General features: G+C 31.6%; 10 protein-coding genes. 2 read left to right on the top strand and 8 right to left on the bottom strand.

The annotated features are described in order from the left end of the window. Positions 1-1274: 1274 nt before the first annotated feature. Both BUA86_RS15380 and BUA86_RS15375 read left to right on the top strand, forming a co-directional pair. Positions 1275-9026: a GEVED domain-containing protein gene (locus tag BUA86_RS15380; RefSeq protein WP_221405237.1), complete on the top strand. Its 7752-nt coding sequence runs from the start codon at positions 1275-1277 to the stop codon at positions 9024-9026. Positions 9027-9113: 87 nt separating this feature from the next. Beyond that, positions 9114-9632, top strand: coding sequence for a hypothetical protein (locus BUA86_RS15375; protein WP_072934036.1), 519 nt, complete (start codon positions 9114-9116; stop codon positions 9630-9632). Between the two features lie 243 nt (positions 9633-9875). Here the strand turns inward: BUA86_RS15375 and BUA86_RS15370 are convergent, their stop codons facing one another. The 8 genes from BUA86_RS15370 to BUA86_RS15335 all read right to left on the bottom strand — a co-directional run bounded on the left by BUA86_RS15370 (position 9876) and on the right by BUA86_RS15335 (position 17131). Beyond that, positions 9876-11684 (bottom strand): chloride channel protein, encoded by a 1809-nt coding sequence (locus BUA86_RS15370; protein WP_072934035.1) that lies wholly within the window; start codon positions 11682-11684, stop codon positions 9876-9878. 124 nt (positions 11685-11808) lie between these two features. Further along, complete coding sequence (locus BUA86_RS15365; protein ID WP_072934034.1) at positions 11809-12834, bottom strand: NAD(P)-dependent alcohol dehydrogenase; 1026 nt, start codon at positions 12832-12834, stop codon at positions 11809-11811. An 84-nt stretch (positions 12835-12918) separates the two neighbouring features. Next, positions 12919-14214 (bottom strand): cryptochrome/photolyase family protein, encoded by a 1296-nt coding sequence (locus tag BUA86_RS15360; RefSeq protein ID WP_072934033.1) that lies wholly within the window; start codon positions 14212-14214, stop codon positions 12919-12921. Next, positions 14204-14920, bottom strand: a complete 717-nt coding sequence (locus tag BUA86_RS15355; protein WP_072934032.1) for a lycopene cyclase domain-containing protein — start codon at positions 14918-14920, stop codon at positions 14204-14206. Before BUA86_RS15355 ends, BUA86_RS15360 begins: the two co-directional genes overlap by 11 nt. Continuing rightward, positions 14920-15378 (bottom strand): sterol desaturase family protein, encoded by a 459-nt coding sequence (locus BUA86_RS15350; RefSeq protein WP_072934031.1) that lies wholly within the window; start codon positions 15376-15378, stop codon positions 14920-14922. The genes BUA86_RS15355 and BUA86_RS15350 overlap by 1 nt, the downstream gene beginning before the upstream one ends. 3 nt (positions 15379-15381) lie before the next feature. Continuing rightward, entirely contained in the window at positions 15382-15840 is a 459-nt protein-coding gene (locus tag BUA86_RS15345; protein WP_072934030.1) for an SRPBCC family protein, read from the bottom strand. Positions 15841-15842: 2 nt separating this feature from the next. Further along, positions 15843-16295: a hypothetical protein gene (locus BUA86_RS15340; RefSeq protein WP_072934029.1), complete on the bottom strand. Its 453-nt coding sequence runs from the start codon at positions 16293-16295 to the stop codon at positions 15843-15845. Then, positions 16295-17131 carry a phytoene/squalene synthase family protein gene (locus tag BUA86_RS15335; protein WP_072934028.1) on the bottom strand — a complete coding sequence of 279 codons (837 nt, stop codon included), beginning with the start codon at positions 17129-17131 and terminating at the stop codon, positions 16295-16297. The genes BUA86_RS15340 and BUA86_RS15335 overlap by 1 nt, the downstream gene beginning before the upstream one ends.

The following is a 17131-nucleotide window of genomic DNA, read 5'->3' as shown; positions in this document are numbered from 1 at the left end:
TTTTTACAACTTCGAATTTCCTATAGCTCCATTATTCAAGGATTGACTAATTTCGTATCGGCTTTATTTCTTCTGTCTATATTTTAAATTTCAAATGAACTTCTCGTTTCATCACTCACTTTGTTTCTCTGTTTCTGTAAGCGGTTGCAAAGGTAATTAATATTTTTAAACCACAAAATATTTTTTAAAATATTTTAAAACTTTTTTTTCTTTTATCAATCTCAGTCATTACAACCTCAACCATCAAAAAAAAAGCCCGTTAAAACTAATATTACTCCTTTACTATTTCAATTCCTACAATACTACTCTTCTTTCGTATTGGGAGTGCAAATATACAACTGCTTTTTCCGTTTTTCCAAATCAACTTTACAATTAATTTACAATTTTAACCTAACTGACTGAATAACCGTAAAATATTTTTTAATCTTTTTTGAAAATAGATGTGAGATGCGAGATTTAAGATGGGAAAATAGGTAATGATGCTTCGACAGTCATGACAAAACAAACCTTATATCTTATAGTCTTAAAACTAAAATCTAACTTCTATATTATTCAACCGCAAAGAGCACAAAGATTACGCAGAGAGCACTAAGTAAACCTTACTCCTTATAAACTTACATCTTAAAAACTAAACTCTAGTTTCCAACTTCTAAGCTCGAGATAAAAGGACATGATTATTTTGTGATGACAACTTCCCCAAAAAGTTGGCTTCACAAAATACTTTGAGGTTAACGACTCGAAAAAAAGCAACACATAGTGTTGCGTGGTATTCAATAATAATTTAAAAATAAAATTCTAGGAATTGTTTATTGATAAACAGAAGTATACACATGTATATTAATCAATTAACTATAAATTATTCTATAATGAATAATGAATAATAAATTTTATTATTTTATATACGTTTTTTTTTATAAATTTGCAATAAACCTAATACAATACAATTCTAACCAAATTGTACTGAACAACCAACTTATTAACCTTAAAACATGAGAAGCATATATTGTATACTTTTACCATATCATCATCTGCATTTAAAAAAAATGTCTTTTTTGGTTCTATCTTTTCTAAGGGATATAAGTTACTTATTGTCTAATAATAACTCTTTATATAAAATTCTAATAATTAATCCATTCATTAGATATTTTTCTAAACCAAGAGCTCCTTCTTAATATAAATCTAAACAATTAGTTTTTTTTTATTTATGAAGATAATATTTAAGTATAAGAAATTTTCACAATTAACCTATATAACCTATATAACCTATATAACCTATGAAAATAAAAATACCTCTTATTCAAAGGCATCAGATACCGATATTTTATTTATCCGTTATGATGTTATTTGGGCTATTTTCTACAAGTAAAGCCCAATCTATTATAACCGAAAGTTTTAATTATCCTGCTGGTACACCCATTACAAGCTCTAACTGGTTAAGTAATGCAACCGGTAATCCCACTATAAGTATTGTAAATGGTAACCTTTCGTATGCTAATACAATAGGAAATTCTAGTGGTAATAAAATTTCACTTACAGCTAGCGGACAAAGTATAAGAAGAACTTTTACTACAGCTGTATTAAATGCTGCTACACCAAATGTTTACTCCTCTATGGTTGTAAATGTAAGTACAGCATCTGCTAATGGAGATTACTTTTATGCTATGGGGAATTCTACAGCTGCTCAGAATGCGAGAATCTACATTAGAGCTAATGGTAGTGGATTTAGTTTTGGTGTTGGAAAAACTGCCAATGCTGCAGAATACGAAACTACTGTAAGAGATTTTAGTACAAATTATTTTATTATTTTAAAATATGAGTTTGTTACTGGAAATAATAACGACCGTGTTAAGCTGTATGTTAATCCTAGCACAACTAATGAACCTGGAACTCCAACTATTATTACTACACCTGCAATTACTGATGTTACGTCTTTGTCTAATGCATTTATTTTGCAAAGAGGAAGTAATTTAGAAGTTGATGGGATTAATATTGGACGATCTTGGAATAGTGTTACTACTGCTATATTTGATTATGGTGATGCTCCTGTTTCATACGACAATTCGAAAGATGATGTATTTACACCTGCTACACACAAACTTTTATCTAGTTTTTATTTGGGACGTATTGTTCCTGATTTAGAGTTTGTGCCAAATAATGTTGATGATGGAGAAGATAATAACACTCCAAATGGTGACGGACAAGATGAAGATGCAATAGTTGCTTCAACAGTAGAGATTAGAAAAAATGTTCCGTATACTTTAACATTCCCTGTTAGAAATACTACTGGAACAAAATATCTTTATGGATGGATTGATTTTAATAATAATGGTCGATTCGAAGCAAACGAGTTTAGTACTGTTAATGTTACTACTACAGGAGAAAGTAGAGCAAGTTTAACTTGGACAAATGTACAGACTAATAATATTCCTAATGATGTTACGAAGTTGTATATGAGAATTAGATTCTCTGACAGATCATTAATAGATTTTACTGGTGCTGCAGGAGGAACTACTGTAGATGAAAGAAGTATTGGAAATGGTGCTACATCTACAGTAGTGGCTACAGAGCATCCACAAACTGTAAATGGAGAGGTAGAAGATTATCAAATAAATGTTGTTAATACTTTTGACTATGGTGATGCTCCTAGTTCATATGAAAATAATATAGCTGGGGTTTCTACACCTGCATTACATGCTCCGATGGAAGGTTTTAGAATTGGAAATTTATTAGATACTGAATCTGGTCCTGCTTCTGTAACTTCTCCTAACGAAAATAATACAACTGGAGACAACAGCGTAGAATTAGCGGATGAAGACGGTATAACTCGTTTTGAAAGTATTAATAGAGGTATTCCTTATACACTTACTATTCCAGTTTCTATTCCAACAACAATGTCTGCTGGAACAAAATATCTTTACGGTTGGTTAGATTTAAATGGAGATGGTCGTTTCCAAGCTAATGAAGTAAAGACAACAACAATTACAGGAACTGGAAATAGAAGTTTAACCTTAACATGGACTGCTGCAGAAACAAATTTAATTGTTAATGGTACTAAAAGAATCTATTTAAGATTAAGATTTTCTGATACTATTTTAACTGATTTTACATCTGGAGCAAATTCAGCATTATTAGATGAAAGAAGTATTGGAAATGGTGCTACAGCTTCAAATAATTCTGTAAATAATTTAAGAACTCCTTTTGGAGAAGTAGAAGATTATCAATTACCAGTTGATACATACGACTTTGGTGATAATCCTGCTGGTTATGAGTTAAACAATGCTGGTAATTCTTTCCCTGCAAGACAAATAGGAAGCCAAGCTAATCGTATTGGTAAATTAATAGACATTGAAGAAACTCCTGCTACAGTTGCAGCAGGCACAGATAACAATGGTACAAACGGAGATGGTGAAGACGAAGATGGTTTAGTTATTTTACCTGTTATAAAAAGAGGTGTTGCACTTTCTTTTAATGTACCTGTAACCGTTGCTACTAGTTCTAATATAATTGCTTGGATAGATTTTAACAATGACGGTAAATTTCAAGCTAACGAAGTATGCTATACTGCTGCTACTGGTAATACTACTGGCTATAGAAGTGTTGCGACAGGTACTTCTTTAGTTAATATTTGGTTTAGAGGAACGCAGACAGTTAATATTCCTGAAGGAGTTACAGATCTATATGCTCGTATCCGTTTAACAAGAACCACTGGAACAGATAATACTAGTACAACTGGTATTGATGAAAGGTCTATTGCTGATGGTGCTAGTACTGGAGTATACACTACTCCTATAATTGGAGAAGTTGAAGATTATCGTTTTCCAGTTGGTGAAAGTTTATTTGATTTTGGGGATGTACCACAAAGTTACGAAATGAATAGAAACGGAAATGCTAGACCTGCAAGAAATTACCCTACTGACTTATTATACTTAGGAAACACTTTTGACTATGAACTTGGTCCGCAAAGTGTGGCTGTTGGTGATGATAATAATGGTACTAATGGTGATGGTGATGATGAAGATGGTATCTCTCAAAATCAGTTAACTATAAAAGCTGGTGTTGCAAAATCTTTTACTGTTGCTGTTAATAATAGTACGGAAGGTCCTGCTTCTTTATATGCATGGATTGACTTTAATAATAATGGTCGATTTGAAGCAAATGAAGCATCACCAGTTGTAACTGTTCCTGTAAATGCAAGAACTGCTACAGTTACTTTTACTGCAACACAAATAACGTCTGCGGTAACTAACAAACCATACATGAGAATTAGATATTTACGAGCAGATGCTGGAACAGTCATTGCCGATTTTACTTCGGGAACTAATGCTACTTTATTAGATGAACGCTCTATTGCAGATGGTTTAAATTCTGGTGAATATGGAGCTATTTCTGAAGGTGAAGTTGAAGATTATCAATTAACAATTATTCGTGATTTTGGAGATGTGCCTGCTTCTTATGAAAATGGAGCACCTGCTTCTCATACAAATACTAATCCACCAGAACTTTACATAGGAGATACAATTGATTATGAACCTGTAGCAAGTAGTGTTGTAGCAGGTGCAGATAACAATGGTACAAATGGTGATGGTGAAGACGAAGATGGTGTTAAACCAGGAGAAGTTATTACAAATGGTGTTGCCTACTCTTTAACAGTTCCAGTAAATACAACTATAACAGGTACAAAATATTTATATGCTTGGATAGATTTTAATGGAGATGGTATATTTAATGGAAATGAAGCTGCAACGGTATCAGGATCTGTTACTGCTGGAACAACTTCTAATTTTACATTAAATTGGAATAATATTGGTCTTTCTGCATCTACATTACAGGCTGGAAAAGTGTATGTAAGACTTAGATTATCTGCTACTACATTAAGTAATAGTAATGGAGCAGCATTAATTGATACTAGAAGTTTTAGACCAAGCAATGCTTCTGGAGAAATTGAAGATTATCAATTTAAGGTAACAAATAACTTTGATAACGGAGATCTTCCTGTTTCTTACGAAACGAGTAGTACTGGTGCAAATTTATCTGCAAGAAACGCCATATCAACTGTACTAAGAATTGGAGATTTAATAGAAGAAGACGAGTTTCCTAATTCTGTAGCTCCTGGTGCTGACAATAATGGTGCAAATGGAGATGGACTTGAAGAAGATGGTATAAAAAGAATTATTCCTATCTATAAAAATAACATCTACTATGTTAGAGTAAAAGTTCTGAATAACACAGGTTCTTCAAAAACTTTTATGGGTTGGTTAGATAGTAATAACAATGGTCGATTTGATCTTAATAGAGGAGAAAGTTCATTAGTTAATGTACCTTCTTCACCCCTACCTCAAGAAATGACTCTCCGTTTTGCAACAACTAGTATTCCTACTGACATACAAAATGTATATATGCGTTTACGTATTGCAAATTTACTTATAGAATTTCCTGGTAGACCTTTCGATGGAAGAGCAATAGGTGATGGAACTACATATAGTACTCCTAATTACACAACTCCTCAAATTGGAGAAATTGAAGATTATCGTGTTGCAATCACAACAGATTCATTTGATTATGGTGATTTACCAGATACCTACGAAACAAGTAGAAATGGAATTATAGCTCCTGCAAGACAAGCAGCAAGTGCTGGTCTATTTATAGGAGACGAACCTGCAGATGAAGAGCTGACAAAAAATACAAGTATAAATGCTGATGGAGATAGCAACAATTTCGTAGATGATGAAATAAATTTCATTACAAACCCTGTATTTGCTAGTCGTCCATATACAATACAAGTTCCTGTTACCAATCATACTGGTAGTAGAACACTTTATGGTTGGATAGATTTTAACCAAAATGGTCGATTTGAAGCAAATGAAGTTGCAACAGTTACTACATATAATGGTTTTAGTAAACGTAAATATAAACTTACATGGACTGCTGCACAAACTAGTAATATTGTTGGAGAGCCAGAAAATTTAGCTTTACGTCTTCGTATATCTCAAGGAACTTTAACTGATTTTACTAGTGGAGCTCCTGGATTATTAGTCGATGAACGTTCTATTGCAGATGGTTTAAGTACAGGGGAATATGATGCTAATCCACTTATAGCAAATGGAGAGATAGAGGATCATTTGATTGCGTTCTCTTCTAATTCAGATTTTGGAGATGCTCCCCAATCTTATGAATTTAACAATACAAATACAATGTTGCCAGCTCGTAACTTTGCCAATGAAGATCTTTTGATTGGTAAACTTGTAGATATAGAACCTGCTGCACAAAGTGTTGCTCCGGGAGCTGATAGTAATGGTACAAATGGAGATGGATTAGATGAAGATGGAATTAAGTTACCTGTTCAAGATTTAGTTTCTGGTTCTAGTTATAATGTATCTGTTAATGTAATTAATCATTCAGGAACTACTGCTACTTTACGTGGTTGGATAGATATAGATGGAAATGGTAGATTTACTGCAAATGAACATGTTTCTGTTACAGTACCTTCTCTTCCTTATCCTGCATTACCAGAAGATCCAACAGAAGAGGACCCAGAAAATCCTAGTATTAATCCACCAGATCCAGAACCAATTACTCAAACTGTAACACTTAATTGGCCATTTATTAACTATACTGGTTCAAGTGATAAAACGTATATGAGATTACGTTTAACTAACGTTACACAAACAGATAATACATCTACACCAAATGTTGATGAACGATCTATTGCTGATGGTTTAAGTTCTGGTATTTATGGAATTTCTTCAGGATCTAACCTTTTCCCTTATAATGGAGAAGTAGAAGATTATACACTTTCTGTAGTAGATAGCTCGATTGAATTAGGTTCTTGTGATCCTAATGATGATAATCGTGTTGGTGTGCCAGACCCTATGCAATCTTTATTTCATGGAAGTATTGTAAAAAGTGGAGATGATTGGTTAGTATTTGGTAGTAGTGCGAATGGAAATGGTACAAATCAGAATGTTCCTATTAAAGTAATTTCCGGTCAAAATGGATTTAACTTCCAAGGAACTCCAATATTCGTTACAGGTGCTTCTAATAGTGCAAATGCACACCAATATATTTTACTTAGTTCTGGTGGTTTATATGCTTTTGGAGCGAATAGTCTTATATTCTCAAAAGCTAGTGGTATGCAACAAGTTCCATTACCTCCAAATACAGCACCTGGTAACGTTCGCTTAATAGATGCTGGAGCCAGTACTAGTGCACCATTTTCTCTTTCTCTTTTAACAAAAACAGGAGAAGTTTGGGTATTTACTAATACATCTGGAAGCCCTGCACAAGGAAATGGTAACTTAGGTGGGCTTATATGGCATCAAGTAATGCTTAATGAAACTACTCCACTTACAGGAATAACAGATGTAAAAAGTGCTGGTGCCTCTTTAATAGCAATGGACGGAGAAAATGTTTATACTTGGGGTAGAAATGTGTTTTTAGGTAATGGAAGTAATGTTACGACAAGAAATTACGCTACAAAAATGACACTTCCTCCAAATATCACAACTCCTATCTTACAACAAGACTTAAGTAATTCAACTGCTACTTCATATTATTTAAGAGATAGCGCTGGTGTTGTTTTTGTTCTTGGAGCAAATCAGAACGGGCAGTTAGGATTAGGAAGTACAGTTAATACTTCTAGTTGGTTAAGTATTAATGAGGTTAATGAAGAGCCTGATGGACCAGGTAATGAAACAGATGTAACAAGAGATATCCCAGAGGTTGTTTGGATTTCAGCAAATAACCACGATAGTAATTTCCCTATATTTTCTGTTATTACAAACGAAGGTAGAGCATATACAGCAGGAAGTAATGATGGTGGAAAAACAGGTATTGTTGGAGCTACTGCTATTGTTTCTGGTAATATTACTGTTCCTACTGCTATAACAGTTAATAATGGTGCTCAGATGTTAAGTGGAAAAGTTCGCTTCATTGAAGCAGGTGGACATGTTTCTATGTTAGTTAGAGAAGGTAGTGATCGATATGGCTACACTGGACACACTGCTGATGGTAGTGATGGTTGTGGTGGTTGTACACAGAGTCCTAATGAATTTAGTTTTAATGGACTTCCTTCTACAGGTGTTATTTGTGGTAGCCCTCCTGCATATGATTATGGAGATTTAGATGAACGCTATAATCTTGGTGGAGAGGAAAATATGGCTCGACATGAAATAAAATTCAGTCAAGAAGATAATCCTTTAAAATTAGGAGCTATAGCACCTGATAGTGAAGATGGTCCACAATTTACAGAGTCTGGAAGCTCTAATAATGCTTCTGGTGACGATAGTGATATTTTTGGAGATGACGAAGATGCATTTACAGGAGTATTACCTACTAAAGTTCCTGGAAGTGCATATACACTAGCTGTTCCGTTAACAAATAAAACTGATTCTACAGCTTACTTATATGGTTTCATAGACTGGAATGATAATGGTATTTTCGATCCAAATGAAACAGTTGTGGTTGAAGTTCCACCTTCACAAGAACAGCAAACTGTGAACATAACTTGGCCTAATAATCCATTAAATTGTAGTGATGAGCTTGATGCATTAAGAAGTTTTGTAAGATTACGCCTTACAACTCAGTTATTAGAAGATAATACTGCTACACCTGCAGATGAAAGAAGTTTCCTTGCAGCGCAAGATGGTGAAGTAGAAGATTATTTCTTAGACTGGATAAAAGGTGCTTGTGAATTACTTTGTTACAAGTCTCCAATAACTACTGGAGGTACAATTTTAGACACAAATGTAGGTGTTAGTTCTGTTTCAAGAAGAATTAATAGTACAGACAATTGGCCTAAAGTTCGTAAAGGAGCATGGTTAGCGATGGAGTCTAAAACAAATGGATTTGTTTTAAATAGAATTCCATTTAATAACCTAAATGAACCAATTGGTATTAACCCAGATAACTTTGTTGAAGGAATGACTATTTATGATACAACTAATAAATGTATGAAAATATACACTTCTAAAGATGATGGTGTATCATTTGGATGGTTCTGCATGACAAGTCAAGCTTGTCCTGATTAAAATAATAAACTAAGGCAATTAGCAATAGGTATTTTTTTCACCTATTGCTAATGCATTAGAAAACAACTAACCTTTTAACCTTTTTATATGAAAACTATAATTCCAATTATTGTTTTACTATGTTTTACAACAATAGTAAAATCTCAATTAACAATAGGAACACCAGAAGCAAGTAACTCATCTGTTTCGTTAGAGTTTTCCGAAGCTGAAAATAGAGGTATTATTTTACCTTATGTAGAAGACAAAAGTGCTATTACAGAAAGTGGTACTCTGATTTACGATGTTACTGATCATAAAGTAAAATATTTAAAAGACAGTGAATGGATAGACCTTTCAGTTGACGATAGTGGTTTGGCTGATATTTCTATTCAAACAACTAAAACAGAATTGCCAGATTCTAAAATGGCAATCGGAAATAATGCCGATACAGACGAAACAAAAGGTCTATTGGTATTAACAGATACAGACAAGGCTATGATACTTCCTAAAGTACCAGAACCTCATCTTAATATTATTGATCCTAGCCCAGGAATGATAGTTTATGATACTACAAACAGATTGCTTGCTGTATTTAACGGAAGTGTCTGGACTTTCTGGAAACCTTAAAATTAGAAACCTTCAAGAAAATCTTGAAGGTTTTTTTTATTTTAATGTACAGAGTAGTGGTTTTAAACAAAGTCCTAATTCCCTTATATCTTAAAACTAAACTCTAACTTCTAGTTTCCAACTTCTAAGCTCAAGATAAAAGGACATGATTATTTTGTGATGGCAACTTCCTCAAAAAAGTTGGCTTCGCAAAATACTTTGAGGTTAACGACTCAGGAAGAAAGCAACCAATAAGGTTGCGGGTTATTCAATTCTAAGTTTCTTTAAATTATCTCTATAGTTTTCTAATAATAAACTTTCTGTAACATAACCAACAAACTTTCCTTGTTTTGTAAGTAACATATATTCTATTTTTTTACTTTCCATCATATTTATCACATTTGCAGCATTTGCAAAAACTGAAGTTGATGATGCTTCTGTAATACAATCTTCGTAAGTTTTATTAGATGTATTATTTCTAAAAATAAACGAACGTATATGATCTAAAACTATAATTCCATGAATGGATTCGTCTTCATTTAAAATAGGAATAAAATCTTGTGTTGTTGATGCAAAAATCTCCCTTACATCTTCTATTGTATTATTTGGTGTTAATGTTTGAATATTTTTAATGTAAATAGAAAATAAATCGATCTTATTAAAAAGGTTTCTGTCTTTGTCGGATGTAAATACAATTCCTTGATCCGCTATAGAATGTACATCCATTGAGTATTTATCGTATCGTTTTGATATAGCAAAACTTATTGATGATACTAACATTAGAGGAATAATTAATCCATATCCTCCTGTAATTTCTGCTATTAGAAAAATAGCTGTTAATGGTGCATGAAATAGTCCACTAAGAACTGCTGCCATCCCTACAACAGTAAAATTTCCTATTGGTACAGTAAAACCTAATAAGTTGAAAAATTTTGAGACAAAATAACCCAAATATGAACCTACAAAAAGAGACGGAGCAAAGTTTCCTCCATTTCCTCCACTTCCCAATGTTAATCCAGTAGCAATAGATTTTATGAGAATCATAATTAATATTAATCCTAAAATAATCCATTGATTGGTTTTAAAAGTTTCTAACAAGGAATTATTTAAAAGAAAGCCTGCTTCGTCATTGGCTAGATATTTTATACTCTCATACCCTTCTCCAAATAAAGTAGGAAAGAAAAATATTAATATTGCTAAACTAGATGCCCCTACGAGAGCTCTCCAATATAAATTATCAGAATAATTCCCTATAAGATGTTCTACTCTTCTAAATAATCTGGCATGATATACAGAGATGAATCCAGCCAAAACGCCTAAAATAATATAGAAAATAACATTATGATAATCGAAACCAAGTGCATAACGAAAAGAAAGTAACATACTACTTTTTAATGTTAGATTAGCTATTAATGCTCCTGTTGCAGATGACAATAGTAAAGGAATAAAAGCTGTAACACTCATATCCGCCAAAACAATTTCTATTGCAAATAAAACTCCAGCAATTGGTGCATTGAATGCTGTTGCAATTCCTGATGCAACTCCACAGGCTAATAAGAGTGCTCTGTGTTTATATTTAAAACGGTAATATTGCCCATAGTTAGAACCAAAAGCTGCTCCTGTAATGGTAATTGGAGATTCTAATCCTGCAGAACCACCCATACCTACAGTTAAAGAGCTGGTTATAATTTGGGCATACATTTGCTTTTTTGGCATTATACCAGATCGCTTGGCAACAGCAATCATAATTTGTGATGTTCCTTTTTCTATAGATCCGTCTAAAAAATTTTTAACGACAAATACAGTTAATAAAATCCCTACTATAGGTAGTAAACTATTCATGTATGGTAATTTTAAAATACCACTAATGTAAACTGTGAATTGAAGTACGCTGTGCGCAAAAGATTTTAATACGATTACAGCAAAAGCTGAAGATATTGCAACTAATATACACGATAAATATAAAAATTGCCTCTCGCTTAAAACAAGTTTAAGGAGATTGAGTAAATTTTGGAAAAAATTTACACTTCTTTTTATAAATAGAAGAATCTTATATTTTCTGTTTAGTTGCATTAGACAAAAATAAATAAGATTTTAATACTCAAAAATTATAAAGTACTTTTTTTGAATATAAATAGTGTTAAACAAAATAACCAACTGCATGCAGTTGGTTATTTTGTTTAATTTAAGTAAAAAATTAAGGCGTTAATACTGCACGCCCCTTTATTTTACCTTGTCTCATTCTATCATAAACTTCGTTTGCTTGATCGAATTTATATTGTTCAATCTCTATATGAATTTTCTTTTGTCTAGCCAATCCTACAACTTCCATTAATTCTGTACGAGATCCCCAATAAGGGTTTGACATACTTACACCAAAAGGAAGACCATTCATACTATATTCATAGTAACCACCACCAAGTCCAACAATTGTTAAGTCGCCATCCATAGAAACTATTTTAGTTCCTAGCTCTATAGTTGGCGTTGCTCCTACAAAATCTAATACTACTTTTACTTTTTGAATTCCTGCAATTTTTAAAATCTGTTCTGCTGCATCTGCATCTTTTGAATTAACTGTGTAAGCTGCTCCTAAAGATTTTGCAAATTCTAATTTATCTTCTGTTACATCACAAGCAATGATTGCTGCTCCTGTCATTTCTCGTAAAATTTGAACTGCTACATGTCCTAATCCTCCTACTCCAATTACAACAACAAACTCATCTGGCATAAGTTTAGGCAAAGATTTTTTAATAGCTGAATAAGGCGTTAACGCTGCATCTGTTAATGGCGCTGCAATAACTGGATCTAAATCATGAATAGGAACCAATAATCTAGATGATGGCACTAACATATATTCAGACATCCCTCCGTCTAAACCTAATCCACCTCCATAACCAAGCTCACTTTGGTGATTGCAATAGTTTTCTTTTGATTGTTGACATGGTTTACAGTGTCCACATCCCCAAGGACCATATACTAAAACTGCATCTCCTTTTTTATAATCCGTTACTGTATCTCCTACTTCTTCTACCCAACCAGCATTTTCGTGCCCTAAAGTAAAAACTAAATCTCCTACAGTTCCTTCATCTATAATATGTAAATCTGAATGACAAACTCCCGCTCCTCCTATCTTTAATAAGACCTCATCGCCCTTTGGCGTTGGTTTTTCTAAATCATTAACAACTCTAACGTCTTTATGTCCAAAGTATCTAACTGCTTTCATATTTTTTTTAAATTTTGATGATAACCAAATTACAAAATGTAAACTTTATCTTAATTAAAAAAAATATTAAATATTTATTAAAACCTACTTTAGCGCTTTACCATAAACATCTAATGCTCTTTGTCTAGCTAAAGAATGCTCTACGATTGGTTGTGAATATTCTAGGGTTTCAAATTCTGTAACCCATTTTTTTATATACTTAAGTTCTTTGTCGAATTTTTCTGTTTGCAGTGTTGGATTAAAAACTCTGAAATATGGTGCAGCATCACAGCCAGAACCTGCTGCCCATTGCCAATTTCCATTATTTGCAGATAAATCATAATCATTTAATTTCTGAGCAAAATAAGTTTCTCCCCAGCGCCAATCTATTAATAAATGTTTACAAAGAAAACTTCCCACTATCATTCGGACACGGTTATGCATGTAACCAGTTTCATTCAATTGTCGCATTCCTGCATCTACAATTGGATAGCCCGTATTTCCTTGACACCATTTATCAAATTCTATTTCATTATTACGCCATTGGATTTCGTCGTATTTCTTTTTAAATGATTGATTGACAACATTAGGAAAATGATATAAAATTTGCATAAAAAATTCTCTCCAAATTAATTCTGAGAGCCATGTTGCATTATGCTTTAATGCAAAAGCAACACATTTTCTGATACTTATGGTACCAAAACGTAAAGCTGTTCCTAATTGTGTTGTTTTCTGAAGAGCTGGAAAATCTCTAAACTGATCGTAATCTTTTATAATTTCCTTATCTAATACTGGCTGAATAAATTTATAAGCTGTTTTCTGAAAGCCAATTTCTTTTAGTGAATGAATTTCTGAAAATGGTTGTTGGTAGAAGTTCGAAAAATTAGTTTTATGAGATTGATAATCTTCTTTCACTAAATTTTCTTTCCATTTCTTTGCATAAGGTGTATAAACAGTATAAGGAGTATTATCTTTTTTTAAAATATCATTTTTATCAAAAATAACTTGATCTTTATATGCTTTGAATGGTATATTTTTTTCTTTAAAAAAATTATAGATTTCTGTATCTCGATTAATAGCGCTTGGTTCATAATCTCGGTTACAGTAAACCGCTTGTATATCATATTTATCTGCTAAATCTCTGTAAACATCACTTGGTTTTTCGTAAAATGTTTGCAATTTAGATTGGTGAGATTTTAACTGATGATTAATTTCTGATAAGGCTTGATGAATGTAATCTACTCTCCTATCTTTTTTATCTTCTAGTTGATTTAAAATAGTAGCATCAAAAATAAAAATTGGTAAAACAGGAAATTCAGATTTTGTAGCTTGATATAAACCTACATTATCTTCTAAACGTAAATCTCTTCTAAACCAAAATATAGCAATTTTATCCTTCATTTATATTTTCGTTTTTGATTGATTTTTTAGCTTGAAATAATTTGAAAAAATATAAGTTTAATAAAAACTGTGTATATCCATAAACTGCATCTTCTATTGGAATTGTCAACATTCTAATTCCTAAAAAATCTTTCGGGTTATAATTTACTATTGGTGATTCTAATCCTGTTCCCGTTAAAACTCCATTTACAGGAAAAAAACCCAACATTAAAATTGTAAAAATAAGTGATGCCTTCCCTATCCAATCTACTCTAGCAATAAAGTGTAAATAGATTAACGTAATAATTGTTATAACAGCAGTAACTAAAGTATAAATCTTATCATAATGTAGCAATGCAACTACAGAGCAAATTATAATTGTAACAAAGGTTATTAAATTATTGAAACCGCTTAACCAATCTAGTTTAAAAAATTTATCGATGCAGAAATAAGTAAAAACACATGAGAAGGGAATAAAAATAAAAAACAAACATTCTTCCAATGGTAATCCTCCTATGTTAATTCCAATTGTATAATTTGTATTAAACCACCAAACTCCATTTGCTGTAAACCAAACATCCCAAGCAATAAAAGGAATTGCAACTATTGTAGATGCTTTTATAAAAGAACCAAAATGTTTATTGAATAATATTCGCTTATCAAACGAAGCTATAAAACAAATAATTACTGTAAAAAATAAAATTAGCGCGTAAGTATATTGTATCATTATTTTCCTTTATTAAAATACATTCTGAAATATTTCATTGGTACATATAAAAAACCAAAACACTCACCTTCTTCTTTTCCTAAATGTTTATGATGTTGTTTATGCGCTCTTCTTAAGGCCATAAAATAGGAATTTTTAGTTCTTGTAAAATATTTTAATCGCTGATGAATAAAGATATCATGTACAAAAAAATACGCCATTCCGTATAACATTATTGCTAAACCTATAAAAAACAAATAATTAAAATTATTTAATGATCCAAAATACATGAGAGCAATTGTTGGTAATGCAAAAATGACAAAGAAATAATCATTTTTTTCGAAATCACCTTCATTACTATGGTCATGATGATCTTTATGTAAATACCATAAAAAACCATGCATAACATATTTATGTATTAACCAAGTTGCGCCTTCCATTAATATAAATACAACAAGTACGATTAAAAAATTAAGCATATGTTATTGATTAAAAAATTGATCTAAAACTTGAAAACGATAATCAAATATCTTTTTTAATTTATCTTTTACAATTACTTGATGCGCTATACTTCCTAAAAAACCTAAAGGCAATTCGTAATCGACAGTGTCTTTCATTAAAACACCGTTCTCATTTGGAATAAACTCATGGAAATGATGCCAATATTTATAAGGTCCTTTTTCTTGAAAATCTGTAAAACTCTTATTTTCTTCTACCTGAATAATTTTTGTTGTCCATTTTAATGGAATATTAAAAAGTGGTGAAACAGTATAGTCTATTTTCATTCCAACAAAAATAGGTTGATCACTATCTTTAGAGAGAACTGTAAATGCCATGTCTTTTGGTGTTATTTTAGAAAGATTGTTAGGTGAAGAAAAGAATTTCCAAGCCTCTTCTACATTACAATTTAATTGTTGTTCTCTATATAACTGATGTCTCATATTTATTTTTTTATAAGTTCTTCTATATGTTGAAGAACAACATTTGATGAAATAGCAAATTGGTTGGAATTAATTAATTTAATATCTTCTTGTATATTACTCTTATATCCAAGAAATCCTGGTATATTTTTTTGAATAGATAAGCGAATAAATCTAATTTCTGGATTTGTTGGTGATAATTTCACTGCTTTTTCTATGTTACTTTTTCCTCTATTAAATGTACTTAATTTTTTAATGGGATTAAAAACATGATTCGCTTTAACGCTTTGCAAACCTCCTAAATATGCTAAAAAAATGGGTTCACCTTTTAATTCTTCCAATTCTTTAATCATTTGCAGGCATAGTTTTTTATCGGAAACTGCTTTTATATAGTTTTCTCTAAAAAAATTTAATGTATTATTTTGTGCATTAAGCTGCATTGAAACCAATAATAAAAATCCTACAATTATTCTCATTACAAAAAAGCTGATTTATAACGTAAATAGCTTTTAAAAGCAACATAAGCTTTCTGAGTATTAGGAATTCTTATTCTATTTTCTAAAATTTCGTCGGATGATTTATTTTTAATCTTCTCGAATAAAGAAAGATAATATTTATAAGCTAAATAAACTCCAAACATAGATGAACTTGGTAATTTTTTAATTCCAACAAGAGCTTCTTCAAACTCTTTTTTTATTTCCTCTTCTATTTTATACTTCACTTGATTATCAAAAATATTCATTTCAATATTAGGAAAATATGATCTTCCCAAAACATGATAATCATCTTTTAAATCTCTTAAAAAATTAACTTTCTGAAAAGCGGAACCTAATTTCATTGCATAAGGTTTTAACTCTTCATACTGTTTTTTATTACCTTCTGTAAAAACTTGTAAACACATTAACCCTACAACTTCTGCCGAACCATAAATGTATTCGTTATACAAATCAGAATTATATTCTACTTGTTGCAAATCCATTTCCATACTATGTAGAAATCTATTTATAAGTTCTCTATCTATAGCATATTTATGAATGGTTTCTTGAAAAGATTGCAAGATTGGATTAAGTGAAATCCTTTCTTCTAATGCATTATCTGTTTCAATTTTTAATCTATTTAATAATTTTTCTTTGTCGTAGTCATGAAAACTATCCACAATTTCATCTGCCAACCTAACATAACCATAAATAGCATATATAGCTGGTCTTATAGCTGGTTTTAATGCTAATATCCCTAAAGAAAAACTTGTGCTATATTTTTGGGTTGCTTTTTTACTTACATCGTAAGCAAGTTCGTCAAACAATTTTTTCAT

The organism is Chishuiella changwenlii, assembly GCF_900142565.1.
GTDB lineage: Bacteria > Bacteroidota > Bacteroidia > Flavobacteriales > Weeksellaceae > Empedobacter > Empedobacter changwenlii.
This window is presented reverse-complemented; position numbering and strand designations above follow the sequence as displayed.